This window comes from Thermoanaerobacterium xylanolyticum LX-11, from assembly GCF_000189775.2.
In the GTDB taxonomy this organism is placed as follows: domain Bacteria; phylum Bacillota; class Thermoanaerobacteria; order Thermoanaerobacterales; family Thermoanaerobacteraceae; genus Thermoanaerobacterium; species Thermoanaerobacterium thermosulfurigenes.
Genome location: NC_015555.1, coordinates 1,987,385 through 2,003,628 on the forward strand (window position 1 = coordinate 1,987,385; position 16,244 = coordinate 2,003,628).

The 16,244-nt window shown below is 37.7% G+C and carries 16 protein-coding genes; 4 read left to right on the forward strand and 12 right to left on the reverse strand.

Translation table 11 applies throughout. The annotated features are described in order from the left end of the window. Positions 1–37 precede the first annotated feature (37 nt). Both hepT and mntA read right to left on the reverse strand, forming a co-directional pair. Positions 38–460 (reverse strand): type VII toxin-antitoxin system HepT family RNase toxin, encoded by a 423-nt coding sequence (gene hepT, locus THEXY_RS09740; protein WP_013788665.1) that lies wholly within the window; start codon positions 458–460, stop codon positions 38–40. 1 nt (position 461) lies between these two features. After that, positions 462–890 carry a type VII toxin-antitoxin system MntA family adenylyltransferase antitoxin gene (gene mntA, locus THEXY_RS09745; RefSeq protein WP_230197584.1) on the reverse strand — a complete coding sequence of 143 codons (429 nt, stop codon included), beginning with the start codon at positions 888–890 and terminating at the stop codon, positions 462–464. 350 nt (positions 891–1,240) lie between these two features. Here mntA and THEXY_RS09750 point away from each other — a divergent pair, with 350 nt between their 5' ends. From THEXY_RS09750 to panD, 4 genes are read left to right on the forward strand one after another with little or no spacing between them, the layout of a single operon-like run. Next, positions 1,241–2,086 carry a Rossmann-like and DUF2520 domain-containing protein gene (locus THEXY_RS09750; protein WP_013788667.1) on the forward strand — a complete coding sequence of 282 codons (846 nt, stop codon included), beginning with the start codon at positions 1,241–1,243 and terminating at the stop codon, positions 2,084–2,086. Continuing rightward, positions 2,079–2,903, forward strand: coding sequence for a 3-methyl-2-oxobutanoate hydroxymethyltransferase (gene panB, locus THEXY_RS09755; RefSeq protein ID WP_013788668.1), 825 nt, complete (start codon positions 2,079–2,081; stop codon positions 2,901–2,903). The genes THEXY_RS09750 and panB overlap by 8 nt, the downstream gene beginning before the upstream one ends. Continuing rightward, complete coding sequence (gene panC / locus THEXY_RS09760) at positions 2,900–3,751, forward strand: pantoate--beta-alanine ligase (protein ID WP_041592120.1); 852 nt, start codon at positions 2,900–2,902, stop codon at positions 3,749–3,751. The genes panB and panC overlap by 4 nt, the downstream gene beginning before the upstream one ends. Continuing rightward, complete coding sequence (panD, locus tag THEXY_RS09765) at positions 3,751–4,104, forward strand: aspartate 1-decarboxylase (RefSeq protein ID WP_013788670.1); 354 nt, start codon at positions 3,751–3,753, stop codon at positions 4,102–4,104. Before panC ends, panD begins: the two co-directional genes overlap by 1 nt. Positions 4,105–4,149: 45 nt before the next feature. Here the strand turns inward: panD and THEXY_RS09770 are convergent, their stop codons facing one another. The 10 genes from THEXY_RS09770 to THEXY_RS09815 form a co-directional block, all read right to left on the reverse strand. Beyond that, positions 4,150–5,223: a CapA family protein gene (locus tag THEXY_RS09770; RefSeq protein ID WP_013788671.1), complete on the reverse strand. Its 1,074-nt coding sequence runs from the start codon at positions 5,221–5,223 to the stop codon at positions 4,150–4,152. Between the two features lie 112 nt (positions 5,224–5,335). Next, positions 5,336–6,553, reverse strand: coding sequence for a tyrosine--tRNA ligase (gene tyrS / locus THEXY_RS09775; RefSeq protein WP_013788672.1), 1,218 nt, complete (start codon positions 6,551–6,553; stop codon positions 5,336–5,338). 43 nt (positions 6,554–6,596) lie between these two features. After that, complete coding sequence (locus THEXY_RS09780) at positions 6,597–7,187, reverse strand: HD domain-containing protein (protein WP_013788673.1); 591 nt, start codon at positions 7,185–7,187, stop codon at positions 6,597–6,599. Positions 7,188–7,271: 84 nt separating this feature from the next. Further along, positions 7,272–9,194 carry an aconitate hydratase gene (locus THEXY_RS09785; protein WP_013788674.1) on the reverse strand — a complete coding sequence of 641 codons (1,923 nt, stop codon included), beginning with the start codon at positions 9,192–9,194 and terminating at the stop codon, positions 7,272–7,274. A gap of 17 nt (positions 9,195–9,211) precedes the next feature. Next, on the reverse strand, positions 9,212–10,363 hold the full coding sequence (gene nifV / locus THEXY_RS09790; RefSeq protein WP_013788675.1) for a homocitrate synthase: 1,152 nt from the start codon (positions 10,361–10,363) through the stop codon (positions 9,212–9,214). 120 nt (positions 10,364–10,483) lie between these two features. Continuing rightward, a complete protein-coding gene (glcT, locus tag THEXY_RS09795) occupies positions 10,484–11,320 on the reverse strand; it encodes a glucose PTS transporter transcription antiterminator GlcT (RefSeq protein WP_013788676.1) in 837 nt (278 codons plus the stop codon). Between the two features lie 28 nt (positions 11,321–11,348). After that, positions 11,349–11,837: a PTS sugar transporter subunit IIA gene (locus THEXY_RS09800; RefSeq protein WP_013788677.1), complete on the reverse strand. Its 489-nt coding sequence runs from the start codon at positions 11,835–11,837 to the stop codon at positions 11,349–11,351. 100 nt (positions 11,838–11,937) lie between these two features. Continuing rightward, positions 11,938–13,326: an N-acetylglucosamine-specific PTS transporter subunit IIBC gene (gene nagE / locus THEXY_RS09805; RefSeq protein ID WP_013788678.1), complete on the reverse strand. Its 1,389-nt coding sequence runs from the start codon at positions 13,324–13,326 to the stop codon at positions 11,938–11,940. A gap of 154 nt (positions 13,327–13,480) precedes the next feature. Continuing rightward, complete coding sequence (locus THEXY_RS09810) at positions 13,481–14,431, reverse strand: DUF7916 family protein (protein WP_013788679.1); 951 nt, start codon at positions 14,429–14,431, stop codon at positions 13,481–13,483. Between the two features lie 129 nt (positions 14,432–14,560). Further along, on the reverse strand, positions 14,561–16,207 hold the full coding sequence (locus THEXY_RS09815; protein ID WP_013788680.1) for a methyl-accepting chemotaxis protein: 1,647 nt from the start codon (positions 16,205–16,207) through the stop codon (positions 14,561–14,563). Between the last annotated feature and the right edge of the window lie 37 nt (positions 16,208–16,244).

The following is a 16,244-nucleotide window of genomic DNA, read 5'->3' on the forward strand; positions in this document are numbered from 1 at the left end:
ACCACATAGAGGAATGTTATCAAAACAGCATGGCTTATCATACGCCAATGTACCTGCTTATTATATCTACATATTTGCTAAAATCCTCTATTGTCATCTTGACGCTGTTGTATACAATTTTATCATCAATCTTTTCATACTGGTGCACTAATCTATTTCTCAAACCAGAAGCTGGAGCTATCTTAACCGCAAAGTCCACATCCAGAATTCCAATTTCGCTCAAATCAATAAACGAATTGAAATAATCCGAAGCAGGCGGTCTTTTTAAATACGCAAGAATCATATTATTTATATCTAAAGCTAAATCTACTATTAATTGCAATAACCTTTCAATAGCATATTTCAGTTTAATGTCATGCACATATTCCTCGTATGTACACGAAGACAACTGCTTTAACTCATTTATATGTTCTAACATTCTAACCAATTTTTCTTGTATCACTTGAAATGTATCATCCATTTTATTCACCCCTCAATAATTTGTCTATTTCTTTTCTCAGATACTGTCTCCTTTGCTCTCTCAAAAACTGAGTATCAGCATATCTAAAAGATGCATAACACTTAAATTCCACAAAATCATTTGTTGAGCCGTAAAGAGGTCTCCCATATTTTGCAATCTGATATAACAGCAATGGATCGGCCTTTTTTATATTGACGAGATCCACTTTTTCGGTTCTAAAATATAGAGATAAATTTAAAAGCAATTTCATCTCTTCATCGTACGATAATGCTTTATAGCTTTCAAAGGCCAGATCTATATCACTGTTTTCATGATTTAAGCCTTTTGCATAAGAGCCAAACAAGATTAAAAGCTTTAAATTGAATTTTTTTGCTATTGCCTCAATCTCATCATTATTGTCAAAAAGTAATTTTTTATCTATTTTATCCAAACTAACACTTCCTATTGGCAGAATCATTCGTAATATTCTAAATTTTAAATCCATCTTTTACAATTAAATCTTACCATTTTCCATGTATACAATCAATAAATTCGTTGCTGTATTAGACGAAATTTTACCATACAAATCTTAAGACAATCAAATTTTCTTGACTTTATTGAATCAAAGTGCTATTTTTATTATGATGGTATCCCGAGTGGAACCATACATAAGGCTAAAATTTTAAAGTTCATGCCTCGCCAGGATCATATGACCGGGACGGGAGATAAAAAGGTGTATTATGCCTTCCGTACGGAAGGTTTTTTTTGTTATCTCCCATATTTGAAGGGAGTGTTGTTTAAATGAAAGTAGGTTTCATTGGTGCAGGAAAGGTTGGCACAGGACTTGGTATTTTGCTTACAAATTCATCAATAAAAGCTTCAGGATATCTAAGCCGTAATATTGGTTCTTCACTCAAAGCATCATCTCTGACAAATTCCACTGCCTTCTTAAAATACGAAGACATCATAAATGCGTCAGACGTGATCATAATAAGCACAAAAGATGACTGTATAAAATCCATCGTTGAAGAAATCCTACAGTACAAATCTATTATAAAAAATAAAATCTTTGCACACTTAAGCGGCTCAATTTCCATTGATGTACTAAAGCCTCTTAAAGAATATGGACACACGATGGTCCTACATCCTGTCCAAACATGCCCATCAATAGAAGCTGCAGTCTCTCTGCTTCCGGAAAGTTATTTTACAATTGAAGGAGATAACTTCGCTGTAAATGCTGGAATAAACATCGCAAAGGAAATAGGGGCAAGACCAATAGTGATAGATGGAATTAATAAACCCCTCTATCACGCAGCATGTGTCATGGCATCAAATTACCTTGTTACTCTTATAAAAGCTGCTAATGAACTTTTAAAAGCTTCTGGATTTCCTTTTGACAAACATCCAAATTTACTTTTGCCACTTATAAATGGAACTTTGAAGAACATAAGTGAAAGAGGATGTGACGCATCGTTGTCAGGTCCTATTGCCAGATGCGACATGGAAACGGTCAAAAAACATATTAAAAGCATAACCGATGATGAACTTTTAATGCTATACAAAGCTATGGGGAATGCCACAATAAAATTTTTTAAAATTTCAGGTGATGAAAAAATAGCCGAATTGGAGGAGATTTTTAATGAATGATAAAATAACAGTTTCTACATTAAAGAAGCTCAAAAAAGACGGCATAAAGATAACTGCATTGACTGCCTATGATTATCCGACAGCAAAGATATTGGACGAAATCGGTATTCATTTTATACTTGTAGGCGATTCCCTCGGCATGGCAGTATTAGGATATGAAAGCACCATACCCGTCACAATGGATGACATGGTGCGCCACACAAAAGCTGTCGCAAAAGCAGCGAAAAATGCTTTTGTTGTGGCTGACATGCCTTTTATGTCTTACAACATATCTAAAGAAGATGCGCTTAAAAATGCTGCTCGCCTTTTGGCTGAAGGAGGCACTCAAGCCGTAAAGCTGGAAGGCGGCGTCGAAATAGCTGAAACAGTAAAAGCGATCGTGAATGCCGGCATCCCAGTAGTAGGTCACATAGGCCTTACACCTCAATCTGTGAACCAATTAGGTGGATACAAGGTTCAAGGCAAGGATGATAAGACAGCATCAAAACTAAAAAGCGATGCAAAATCATTAGAAGATGCCGGTATCTGCGCTCTTGTCCTGGAATGCGTGCCAATGGATTTGGCGAAAGAAATCACTGAATCCCTATCAATACCTACAATAGGTATCGGAGCAGGGCCATACTGCGATGGTCAGATACTTGTACTTCACGATATGTTAGGGCTTACTCAAGGACACAAGCCAAAATTCGTAAAGCAGTACGCAAACATCAGCCAAATAATAAAAGATGCCGTAGGAAACTATATATCAGATGTCCAAAATAGATTATTTCCAACCGAAGAATACTCATTTGCTAATAGAAAGAGTGATGAAAAATGATGGTTGTTGAAAAGATAAAAGATGTCAGAGAAATCATAAAGTCACAAAAGAAGCAAAATAAAAAGATAGGGCTTGTGCCTACCATGGGCTATCTTCATGAAGGGCACCTTTCCCTCATAAAAAAAGCTAAAGAAAATTCGGACTTCGTATGTGCCAGCATATTTGTAAACCCAATTCAATTTGGCCCAAACGAAGATTATAACAAATATCCAAGAGATATTGAACGAGACATTAAACTGTTGGAAAATCAAGGTTGTGATCTTGTCTTTATACCATCGGTAGAAGAAATGTATCCAAACGAAAGGCTTACGACAATAACCGTAAGTAAAATCACAGACAAGCTTTGCGGGGCATATAGACCAGGACATTTCGATGGTGTATGCACTGTAGTAGCAAAACTTTTTAATATATTTGCGCCTGATATAGCAGTATTCGGCCAAAAGGACGCTCAGCAAGTAGCTGTAATAAAGAAGATGGTAGAAGACTTAAATATTCCAGTCGAAATAATCGCATCGCCTATAGTAAGGGATGAAGATGGATTAGCACTAAGTTCAAGGAATACTTACTTAACTTATGAGGAAAGACATGCAGCACTAATTTTAAACAAGTCATTAAAGGTGGCTGAAAAACTCCTTGTATCTGGAGAAAGAAGTGCAGAAAAAGTCTTAGACGCTGTGAGAAAAACTTTAGAAAGCGAGCCTCAGTGCAAAGTACAGTACGTCTCATGTGTTCACCCTGATACGTTGGAAGATCTGACAACTATAGGCGATAAAGCATTGATTGCAATTGCATGTTATATAGGGAATACGAGATTAATTGATAATTTACTATGGGGTGTTGATGAATAATGCAGCGATTTATGATGAAATCTAAAATTCACAGAGCAACTGTCACAGATGCAAACCTAAACTACATGGGCTCTATAACTATTGACAAGAGGTTAATGGATCTTGCCGACATTCTGCCAGGAGAAAAAGTGCAGATCGTCAATAACAACAACGGCGCAAGATTCGAAACGTACGTCATAGAAGGGGAAGAAGATTCAGGCACTGTATGTTTAAACGGTGCTGCGGCAAGACTTTGCCTCCCCGGTGATATTGTGATCATAATTTCATATGCAATGATGGATAATGAAGAAGCTAAAACTTATAAACCGAAAGTCGTATTTGTTGACGAAAAAAATAGGCCTTTAAAAGACTAAAAATTTAAAAAGAGCAGTGTAATTTCAATACATTGCTCTTTTATTTTATTTAATCCCATTTGATAGATCCGCAATCTTTTCTAATACCCTTTCTTTTTCGCTGTCTTCTAATATAACAGGTGTAAAATCATTCCGCTCTTTTAAAGAGGAAATCGATATAGGTATTAAGTTCATGTTTGAATCGATCAATCTTTTTGAATTATCAAATGTGAAAGTCTGTTGAAAGATGAATGCGTCTTTGTCTGATGGGTTTCTGTTGCCGCCAAAGATGAAATTGCCTAAAGAATAGACTATGTACTTGCCATTGTACTTTTCTATGCCCTCAATCACATGAGGGTGTGTGCCCAAAACGAGATCTGCCCCTTCATCAACTGAATAATGTCCTAATGCAATCTGTGTATTATTGGGATAGTATTTCCCCTCATCACCCCAGTGAAAGCATACGATGACTAAATTGGTTTGCCTTTTCATATCCTGAATATCTTCCTTTATTTGCTTTTTCAAATCTTCAGGAAAACTCCAACCTGTATAACCTAAAATTCCAACTTTTATTCCTTTGATTTCCTTTATGTACTTGTACCCATATCCAAAAAAGCCTATTCCTGCTTTTTTAAGGGTATAAACTGTGTCATCAAATCCTTGTCTTCCATAGTCAAAAGAATGGTTATTAGCCAAATTTACAGCATCAATCCCTCCATCTTTTAATATATTTACATAAATGGGATTTCCTTTAAATTTGTACTCTTTGTCAGCCTCTTTTGAAGCATTTGTCAACGTCCCTTCTAAATTGACTATTGTCAGGTCATCATTTGTAAAGATGCTTTTCACATTTTGAGTAAAGTATCCGTAATCGCTACTGTGTTTTTGAAACTCTGCGTCAAATGTGTACTCTTTTCCAAAGCTTTCGTCAGAGCCCAGCGTCGTATCACCTGCAGCGCTTATGGTGATCTTTATCGAAGCATTATTTACATTTTTATCGCCATTTGATGCCGTCTGCTTTAAATTATCATTGCCAACTTTAGAAGCTTCTTGTATGATGCCATTTTTGCCCATTGTCATCCCGTACGATATAAAAAATGCAGCTATCATCACAAGTACAGAAATTATAAATTTTTTCACAATGCCCACCTCTTTTATCCCATGTATAATTATATAATATTTTACAAATAAGTAATAATTAATTAATTATAAAATTTATAAAAAATATGGCGCACACTATGTACGCCACACATCATGTAAGGATTATCTTGTTGTAAGACTTTTTACCTCGTCTTAAAATCATGTAACCTTCCTTAAACATGTCTTCTGTAACTACAGCATTTACGTCTTTTACATTTTCATCATTTACGTAAAGGCCACCTTGAGTAATAAGCCTCCTTCCTTCGCTCTTTGAAGGAATTATGCCCGTCTTTACAAGAACATCCAACAAATTTAATCCTAACATGTCACTTGTAATCGTGGAAGTAGGCACATTGCTTAAATCTCCTCTGCCCTCAAACAAGGCTTCTGCTGCCTTTTTTGCTTTTTCAGCCTCATCCACACCATGTACAAGTTTTGTAACTTCGTACGCCAGAACTTTTTTGGCTTCATTTATCTCCTTATCCTTTAAAGAGCCAAGTCTTCTGACTTCATCAATAGGCAAAAATGTCAACAATGAGAGGCACTTTTCAACATCTGAATCATCTATATTTCGCCAATACTGATAAAAATCATACGGCGGCGTCTTATCAGCATCAAGCCAAATAGCTCCCTTTTCAGTCTTACCCATCTTCTTCCCTTCACTTGTAGTAAGCAGAGTAAATGTCATGCCGTATGCTTGTTTTCCTTCTTTCCTCCTTATCAGATCGACGCCTGCCAATATATTTGACCACTGATCGTCTCCGCCCATCTGAAGCACACAGCCGTACTCTTTGTTTAGCATAAGAAAATCGTACGCTTGCATAAGCATGTAATTAAACTCTAAAAAAGAAAGTCCTCTTTCAAGCCTCATCTTGAAGCATTCGGCAGTAAGCATCTTATTTACAGAAAAATGTACTCCTATATCTCTTAAGAACTCCACATAGTTAAGATTTAAAAGCCAGTCAGCGTTATTAGCAAGTATCGCTTTGCCATCTGAAAAATCTATAAAACGGCTCATTTGTCTTTTGAAAGCCTCTGCATTGTGAGATATCTCCTCTTTCGTCAGCATCTTTCTCATATCTGTCTTGCCAGTCGGATCGCCTATCATGGCAGTGCCACCGCCAATTAAAGCAATAGGCCTGTGTCCTGCCCTTTGCATGTGAGCCATAACCATAAGCTGCAAAAAATGTCCAACATGCAGGCTATCTGCCGTCGGGTCAAAACCTATGTAAAAAGTAACCTTTTCTTTCTCCAATAATTCTTTGATTTCATCTTCATGAGTCATCTGCTGTATAAAATTTCTCTCTTTCAACACATCAAAAACCGACATCAAATTGACCTCCTATATTCATAATATTTTTCAAAAATTTTAATTATCTTTCAATATATCCTTTGTTTATTGAATCTTCCAATATATCATTAATAAACTGCCATAGCTCTGGCGCTATCTCGCTTATAATTTTGTTTCTCTCAAGCACTTGGTAGCTTTTTACACCATGTTCTCTCCACGAATGACCATTCGTATAGTAATTATGTATTATAGGTTGCATCCTATCAAGAGCAGATGCAAATTTTGCATCTTTAGTTTTGCGCTCTTCAAATTCTTCCCACAAACCTTTTATCTCATTTGCCTGATCTTCAGGCAAAATATTAAATAGCCTCTCTGCCGCTTTTTTCTCTCTTTCTGCTTTGTCTTCATATCCTTTCTCATCGTATACAAATGTGTCACCAGCATCAATCTCTACTATATCGTGTACAATCACCATTTTAATCACATGGCTTATATCTATCTTTTCAGATGCATATTCAGAAAGAACCATAGCCATCATTGCAAGATGCCAAGAATGCTCAGCGTCGTTCTCATGGCGTGTGCCATCCATAAGAAGCGTCTGCCTAAATACTTGCTTTAACTTGTCTATCTCTTTCAAAAACTCTATCTGCTTTTTTAGTCTTTCATTTTCCATAAGTAAATACCCCTCTTTTCGCATATATTTTTATTATATACCAAAGAGCCTACTAAAAAAAGCATGCCGTAGCATGCTTTTTCATTAAACCTTATCTTTTTTTCTCACGTAATTTATGAGTCCGCCTTCTATTAGAATTTCCCGATTTCTGTCACTAACATCCAGATCCACTTCAAATTCGTACCCTTTAGTCACATTCTTAACGACAATCTTGCCTTTTGACTTGACTTGATTTACAGCATCTTCAATCTTAAGCACATCGCCTTCATCGATCTTGTCATAATCATCTTCACTTACAAATGTTAAAGGAAGAATTCCGCTATTTATAAGGTTTGCCTTGTGTATCCTTGCAAATGACTTTGCTATTACTGCTTTTACTCCCAGTTGAAGCGGCGCCAACGCAGCGTGTTCCCTGCTGGAACCTTGACCGTAGTTATTTCCGCCAACTATTATGCCGCCACCATTTTCTAAAGCTCTCTTAGAGAAATCAGGATCTATCGTCTCAAAGCAATGCTTTGAAAGCTCTGGAATATTTGATCTAAGTGGCAAAAGCTTAGCATTAGACGGCATAATGTGGTCTGTCGTAATGTCGTCTCCCACCTTTATCAAAACGGCTTTTTCAATATCTGCAAGAGGAGTGTTGATTGGAAAAGGCTTTATGTTTGGACCTCTTACAACGTCAAATTCATCTGCATTTACAGGCGGTTTTATTATCATATTGTCATTCACCAAAAATTCACTGGGCATCTCTATCTTGATTTCTTCCCCTAACTCCCTCGGATCTATGAGATAACCAGCCAATGCGGATGCAGCAGCTACTTCAGGACTTACCAAATACACTTTTGCTGATTTTGTGCCACACCTTCCATAAAAGTTCCTGTTAAATGTCCTAAGGGATATAGCATTTGTAGCAGGAGCCTGACCCATGCCTATACACGGGCCGCAAGCTGTCTCTAAAATCCTGGCGCCAGCCGAAATCATGTCTGATAATGCACCATTTTTTGCAAGCATATTTAAAACTTGCCTCGAACCAGGCGATATGACCAAGCTTACACCTTCTGCGATAAGACCACCTTTTAATATGGCCGCTACCTTCATCATGTCCATGTAGGACGAATTTGTGCAAGATCCAATCGCCACTTGATCGACTTTTAACTTTCCTGCATCTTTCACTTTTATTACATTGTCAGGACTGTGTGGCAATGCAACCATCGGCTCTAATTCGTCAAGATTGATTTCAATGACGCCATCATACTCAGCATCATCGTCTGGCAGCAGTGCTTCAAAGTCATCTTCTCTCTTTTGGGCTTTTAAAAATTCATACGTGCGGAAATCAGATGGGAAGATAGATGTAGTCGCTCCCAACTCTGCTCCCATATTTGTTATAGTAGCTCTTTCAGGAACGGACAGTGTTGCAACGCCATCGCCTGTGTACTCAAATACCTTGCCGACTCCACCTTTTACAGTAAGCCTTCTTAATAACTCAAGTATAATGTCTTTCGATGATACCCATGGTTTTAATTTTCCAGTGAGTCTAACGTTAATCACTTCTGGCATTACCAGCCTATACGGCTCACCTGCCATAGCCAATGCCACATCAAGTCCACCAGCGCCTATTGCCAGCATACCTATGCCACCACCTGTTGGCGTATGGCTGTCAGATCCTAATAGCGTCTTACCCGGTTTTCCAAACCTCTCAAGGTGGACTTGATGGCAAATACCATTACCCGGCCTTGAGAAGTATATTCCATGTTTCGCAGCAACAGTCTGGATGTACTTATGGTCATCTGCATTTTCGAAACCTTCCTGCAGCATATTATGATCAACATAAGCTACAGAAAGCTCTGTCTTGACTTTGTCTACTCCTAAAGCTTCCAGCTCCAGATAAGCCATAGTGCCTGTAGAGTCCTGCGTCAGTGTCTGATCTATTTTAATAGCTATTTCATGTCCTTTAACAAGTTCTCCTTCCACCAAATGCTTCTTCAAAATTTTTTGCGTTAAATTCACTTGTCATCCCCCTCTAATTAAATTGCCTTAATCTTAGATATGTGCTCTTCATAGAGATATATCAATTCTTTATCAAAAAGCGGCCTTTTAAGCTGAATAGACAAACTTCTCACATAAGGTAAAAGTTCTTTTGCTTCCTCCTCAGGCAATACTCTTCCGTACTCTTTGAACTTATTTATTAGCGCTGCTGTACCTGAGTGCTTGCCTATTACAATCTGTCTTTCAAGACCTACTTCGTCTGGGTCGAATATTTCATATGTGTGAGGATCTTTAAGAGCCCCATCAACGTGTATTCCTGACTCATGTGCAAACACATTTGTGCCAACAATTGCCTTCCAAGACGGCAGTTGCCTTCCAGATGCTGTAGATACGTACTCTGAAATCTCTCTAAACCTTTTTGTGTCTATATTGATGTCGTACTTATATACGTGCTTTAGCGCCATCACTACTTCCTCTAACGCTGCATTTCCGGCCCTTTCACCGAGGCCATTTACAGTGACGCCTATAAAATTAGCACCAGCTTTAAAACCAGCAAGAGCGTTTGCCGTCGCCATTCCAAAATCATTGTGCGTATGCATCTCAATATCTATATCTATGGCTTCTTTAATCTTTTTTATGATGTCGTACGTTTTAAAAGGATCCAATATGCCTACAGTATCACAGAATCTCAATCTATCTGCACCTGCTTGTTTTGCACATCTTGTAAACTCTATGAGAAAGTCCATATCTGTCCTGGATGCATCCTCTGCATTTACAGAAACGTATACGCCGTCTTTTTTAGCGAATTCAACAGCGCTTGTCATGTGATCTAAAACCCACTGCCTTGAAGTTCTTAGCTTGTGTTCTATGTGTATATCTGAAGTCGAGATTGAAATCGCAACAGCATCAACACCGCACTCTAATGATTCTTTCACATCATTTACAACAGCTCTGTTCCATGCCATTATGCTGGCATTTAGTCCAAGTTTTGCAATTTTTGCAATCGTCTCTTTCTCATCTCCGCCCATTGTTGGAATTCCAACTTCCAGTTGATGCACGCCAATTTCATCTAACATTTTCGCAATCCTAATCTTCTCACTATTAGCAAAAACAACACCGGCTGTCTGTTCTCCATCTCTCAGTGTTGTATCAACGAGGTACAATTTACCATCCTCTTTTTTGAATTTCATCGAACTTCCCCCTTCTTAAATCAAAGAAACTTATGTATATATTTTATTCATATAAAGAAATAAAGTCAATAGTTTTTGCAATTTTTTATATATAAAATTGCAAAAACCAGATTATACTTACTAATCTGGTTTTTGCACATCATTCATCAATCTCTGTATGTGTATGGCTAAATAGCCTATTTCATCTTCAGGCACATTCGTCCCTAATGAATTTCCAATGTGTTTGGCAATGCTTGCAGCTATTTTATAAGCCTTCTTAAACTTTCGCTTTATTGGAAGAAGAAGTTCATTTGAAATCGGCATGCCCCTTTCTATTCTGTCTACTGCAAATTTCAAGTGCGTAATAAGCCTTAAATAGTCAATAGAATCAGTTTCAATCTTCCTGCCTATCATTTCTTCAATATTTTTCACAAGCTCTGAAACCAACCTCGTATTTTTCATAGTGACTGACACGCCTGAATTCTCAAATGCCGCATGAAGGTGCAGCGCAATAAACCCCGCCTCATCCTCAGGAAGCTTTACATTTAGCCTGTCGTTTATTAAATCTATGGCCCTAAGTGCTATTTTATAGTCATCTTTATAAAGGGCACTTATCTCTTGATTAAAAGGATTTTTTATGTCTATTCCACCTTTTATTCTTTCAATGGCAAATGCTATATGATCAGGAAGCGCTATGTGGATGTGTTCATTCAGTTTCCGACCTTTCACATTTTCAGCGTATGCTATAAGCTCCTCAGATATTCCAATAACTTCATCTCTTATATTGTTAAGTAATTCTGAAAACTTTACAACATTGGCTTTTTCTTGCAGATAATAAACCTTCTCAATTCTTTCATTTATCGCATCGCCTGGCTTTTTAGAAAACCCTATGCCTTTTCCTACAACTATACACTCTACATTCTTTTCATCACAGGCCATCACAACATTGTTATTCAATACCTTTAAAGCAGTGAACATTACCCTCCCCTCCTAAAGTTTTTATATGTCATTTTAAATTTATTTTCATTATTTCAGTTTTTCCCCCTTCAACTGTGACTCCATTCTCTTTTTTCTTCATCTTTTCTACAAGTTCCATGTTAGTAATGATTACAGGGCTTATGATAGGATGATTTTCTTTTACCTTGTCAATGTCAAACACTATAAGTTTATCACCTGTTTTAACTTTCTGCCCTTCTTCAACAAAACTTTCAAAGCCCTCCCCTTTCATCTCAACTGTATCCATTCCAATGTGAATAAGTATTTCAAGCCCACCAGACGATCTTATGCCTATGGCGTGTTTCGTAGGAAAAAGTTGAATTACCTCCCCATCTACAGGCGAGTACACCATGCCATCTTTAGGTTCAACCGCGACACCATCACCAACCATTTTTCCTGAAAATACTGGATCAGGAACATCTTCAATATTTATCAGTTTTCCGTTAAATGGTGATACTATTGTTTCGCCTATAAACTTCTTCTTAAATATATTGAACATAAGAACCAATCCTTTCAATAATATTGTGCATAAAATAATAATATATAATTTATTGTCAATAGTAAAATATATTTTAAGCGGCCGTAAAGGCCGCTAATGATCATTTTTTCTTCATTCTCTTCTGCATCTCTTGTGCTATTAAATCAGCTTTTGTACCAACAATAACCTGTAGTGCTCCTTTGCCCATCCTTATGACGCCATTCGCTCCAGCTTTTTTAAGTTCATCGTCGTTTATGACAGTGTCATCTTTGACGCTTAAGCGCAGCCTTGTGATGCAGGATTCTAAAGACACGATGTTACCAGCCCCTCCTAAAAGTGCCAAGTAGTTCTGCGCCAGCTCACCTATATCAGAACTTGACAATTGCTCGTTACTTTCATCCGTATCCTCATCAAGCCTTCCTGGTGTAGGCAAATTCAATTTGACGATGAGGAAGTAGAATACAACGAAGTAAACTACAGCGTAAATTATTCCTATCAGCAATAAAAGTAGCGGTTTAGATGATATTCCAAAGCTTAGGATGTAGTCTATAAGACCTGCAGAGAATCCAAAGCCCATCCTTATTCCAAGCAAATACGTTATTGCCAGGGACAAGCCTGTTAAAATTGCGTGTACAACGTACAAAACAGGCGCTAAAAACATAAAAGCAAATTCAATCGGTTCTGTTATACCTGTGAGGAAAGCCGTTAATGCCGCAGAAATCATAATACCGGATACTGCTTTTCTGTTCTTTGGCTTAGCAGCCATCACCATAGCAAGCGCTGCTGCAGGCAGTGCAAACATCATTATAGGATAGAAGCCTGTCATAAATCTACCGGCAGTTGGGTCTCCTGCATAAAATCTATTTAAATCACCAGTGACAACTGCACCAGATGCAGATTTAAACGACCCAAATACGAACCAAACGAGGCTATTAATCACGTGATGAAGTCCAACAGGAATAAGCAACCTATTCAATACTCCATAGATAAATACGCCAAATGCTCCTGCGCTTATTATCCATTTTCCTAAAGCATATATGACATTTTGTATTGGCGGCCATACATAACCTGCAGCAAAAGCCAATACCAAAGCTGCCAATGATGTGATTATAGGGACAAATCTCTTGCCTCCAAAGAAACCTAAGAAATCGGGCAATTTTACGTCGTGGTACCTATTGTACAAATAACCAGCTATGATACCTATAAGGATACCGCCTAAAACGCCCATGTTTATGTCTTTATTTATCGTCGTTGCACCTTTCGTCAAAACCAAATATCCAACAGTAGCCGCCAGACCAGCAACTCCATCGCCGCCAGCGAAGCCTATTGCTATGCCTATCGCAAAGATAAGTGGCAAGTTGTCAAATATGGCACCACCAGCATTTGTGATAAACGGAATGTTGAATACATCCTTTGCGCCAAGCCTTAAAAGCAATGCAGCAGCAGGTAAAACTGCTATTGGAAGCATCAAGGCTTTTCCGAGCTTTTGTAAATTACCTAATCCTTTCATTGACTATACCTCCTTAAATTTTTTTGGCATAAAAAAGAGCTGGCAAGGTATCAAAACCTAACCAGCTCATGCCTGCTTTACCAGTAACACGCTGAAATCATCATTTATTCGTTTACAATCCAATTATACTCTACACTCTTTATCTTGTCAATACCTATTTTTTTATTGAATAAGCCATCCTTCTATACGTATGTCTTACGCCTCTTATGGCAATAGATAAAGCCATTATGTTTTCTGGCGTTGCTATGCCAGATGTAAATCCCGCGTCGCCTATATGCTGTATATCGCTGCCAGCCATTTTTGATTGCAGTGCAATGTTCTCAATTACACTTTTTTGCGATCCTTCTTGAGATGTACCAATGGCGCTAAGTGCTAATGCACCTGCATCGTGCACAACATCAATCATCCTTTTGGCTACAGACAAATCGATTCCTGGCACAGTCCCTGGTGCGGGTATGAGTATGCAGTCAGCACCAGCTTTGACAAACTTCTCAAGCAATTGCGGATCGTATATATTGCCTGACCCTGCACCGTGCATCTTGCCAGCAATTATAATCATGTCGTCACCTAATAAGCTTCTCGCCATTTCAATGCCATTTACTATTGTTTCGACGCTTACTCCCGTATTTGGATTTCCTGTTATCATGATGTAGTCAAAGCCATAAAACCTAACCTTTTCAAGATTTTCCCTGTTTAATTTCCTGCCTTCTACATACTGGACATCATCAGGAACAGGTTCTACGTTAACGCCGATTATCCTACCAGTTATCTCTTTTAATTTCTTAATGTAATTTGGATCGTTTGAATTTTTTAATGCTTTTTCTGCAAGCGCTTCTATCTCTCCAAATCCTTTAGAGATATTTACATCCAGATCATCAATTCCGAATATAAACGGGCTTTTAAAATCAAAAAAGTTTAGCGTTATGAGATCTGCACCAAATGCTGCTGCCAACTCCGGGTTTGATACACCATAAATCGGCGTTGGAAAAGTTACTATCGTCTCTGCCATGACAGTCCTTCCCTCAGATAGCCGTATCGTTTCAATCAATTCTCTGCCTGTCATGTTCATGATGTCGCTTGATGTTACCTCAAAAATCCTCTTCATAAATTACCACCCTTTCTTCCTAAAAAATAATAGCCGGCAAGGTAATAAAACCTTACCGGCTAATGCCTCATTAAGAGTTACACGCCATCTAATGTAATTATACCAAATCTTTATGAAAATGTAAAACCATCATAACTTTTTAACTACTTTCGTTATGCTTTCCATATTGGCTTTTTGTTCCTCTGTAAATGCAACCTGATTATTTACATAGTCCAAATTCTTTGTGTTATTTTCGTCTACTCTGTTTATAATATCCAAAAGTTGCTCAGAAGACGCCAAAAGCTCTTCTACTTGTGCAGATATGTTCTGTGATGCACCCATTACGCTCTTTACAGCATTCAAAGTCTTATCGGAGCTTGCTGCAGTCTCAGAAGTCACACTTGATATATTTCCAATAACCATTGAGATCTCGTCAAATGCCTTCTTTACATCGTTAAATATGTCCATAACTTTGTTGACTTCTGCTGCGGCTTTAGTTGAATTGTCTATGTCGTTTATTACGCTGTCAATTGTCACACCGGTATAGCTGGTTATATTCTCTATTATTTCACCTATCTTTACGACACTGTCTGTAGACTGTTTGGCTAATTTTCTTATCTCATCTGCTACTACCGCAAAGCCTTTTCCGTATTCTCCTGCTCTTGCAGCCTCTATAGCTGCATTTAAGGACAATAGATTCGTCTGATCGGCTATCTCTGATATGGCCGACAGTATCTCTTTTATTCCTCCCATCTTCTTGTCCAACTCTTTTAGCTCGTTGGAATTAGCTTTTGAATTTTTAAGGCTTTGATTCAAGGTGTTTATCAGATTTCTTACAACATCGCCTTGACTTCTTACATTTTCTTCTATTTCTCTTATCTTTGATATAGCGCTATTCATATCACTTAACAAAGTATCAGAAGATCTCGACAATTCTTCGTTTGCCTCAGATACATTCGATATAGACATAGCCACTTCATTAGCATTTTCTGCAATAGTGTTGATACTTTCAGTAAGCTGCTCAATGCCATCTCTCGACATTTTGATGTTCCCGGTATTCTCCTCTGCCATCTTTTTAAGATGTATCGAAGAATCAAGAACCTTTTCAGAATGCTCCATCGATTTACTTACTTCACCGTTTATAAGCCTTGAAAGCTTTCTCAATCTCCTTACGGTTATAAGCGAATAAATAATTATAACAATTAGGATTACTACGCTGATTGCAATAGATATCTTAAATGTCCTGTCGTTTTGCGATATCATATTGTTAAACATTGGCAAAAATCCTTGTGAATACTTATTGCTAAAGTCCGTCATGCTGTTTTGTATCTGCGTCGCATAATAGCTTATCTTCAATGTCTTGTCACTGTCTTGATCGAGAATATATTTATCATTTAAGCTGTCTATGGCCGAACTGATATTTTTTATGCTATCATTAATCCCATCTACGTCTGACTTTAGCTGATTGTATATACTTGTGCCTTTAAAATCATCTAAAGCGTTTCCAAGATTTGTTACATTTTGAGTTATATTGCTTAAATCTGTCCTTAAAGCACTTTTTGTGCTTTGTCCCATCGTGTAATTATTTACATCATTGAGAAGAACACTGCTGTACTGCGCCAACTGCACCTGTGAATTTGAAATGTAAAGCACCTGGTTAATGACAAACTTTTTTAAATTGTTGATGTTGTTTTTTGTGTTTATCATTCCCAGATTTACTGTAAAGGATAATACCAAAAGCAAAATACCAATTACTACAAACGCTCTTATGAGTTCGCCCCTTAATGTTTTTGTCATTTACACCCCTCCATAGATAAAACCTTTTGACTACTAT

Coding starts and splice junctions, on each gene's coding strand:
- hepT (WP_013788665.1), bottom strand. CDS start 460: ATGGATGATACATTTCAAGTGATACAAGAAAAATTGGTTAGAATGTTA.
- THEXY_RS09750 (WP_013788667.1), top strand. CDS start 1,241: ATGAAAGTAGGTTTCATTGGTGCAGGAAAGGTTGGCACAGGACTTGGT.
- panB (WP_013788668.1), top strand. CDS start 2,079: ATGAATGATAAAATAACAGTTTCTACATTAAAGAAGCTCAAAAAAGAC.
- panC (WP_041592120.1), top strand. CDS start 2,900: ATGATGGTTGTTGAAAAGATAAAAGATGTCAGAGAAATCATAAAGTCA.
- panD (WP_013788670.1), top strand. CDS start 3,751: ATGCAGCGATTTATGATGAAATCTAAAATTCACAGAGCAACTGTCACA.
- tyrS (WP_013788672.1), bottom strand. CDS start 6,553: ATGTCGGTTTTTGATGTGTTGAAAGAGAGAAATTTTATACAGCAGATG.
- THEXY_RS09780 (WP_013788673.1), bottom strand. CDS start 7,187: ATGGAAAATGAAAGACTAAAAAAGCAGATAGAGTTTTTGAAAGAGATA.
- nifV (WP_013788675.1), bottom strand. CDS start 10,363: ATGAAATTCAAAAAAGAGGATGGTAAATTGTACCTCGTTGATACAACA.
- glcT (WP_013788676.1), bottom strand. CDS start 11,320: ATGTTCACTGCTTTAAAGGTATTGAATAACAATGTTGTGATGGCCTGT.
- THEXY_RS09800 (WP_013788677.1), bottom strand. CDS start 11,837: ATGTTCAATATATTTAAGAAGAAGTTTATAGGCGAAACAATAGTATCA.
- nagE (WP_013788678.1), bottom strand. CDS start 13,326: ATGAAAGGATTAGGTAATTTACAAAAGCTCGGAAAAGCCTTGATGCTT.
- THEXY_RS09810 (WP_013788679.1), bottom strand. CDS start 14,431: ATGAAGAGGATTTTTGAGGTAACATCAAGCGACATCATGAACATGACA.
- THEXY_RS09815 (WP_013788680.1), bottom strand. CDS start 16,207: ATGACAAAAACATTAAGGGGCGAACTCATAAGAGCGTTTGTAGTAATT.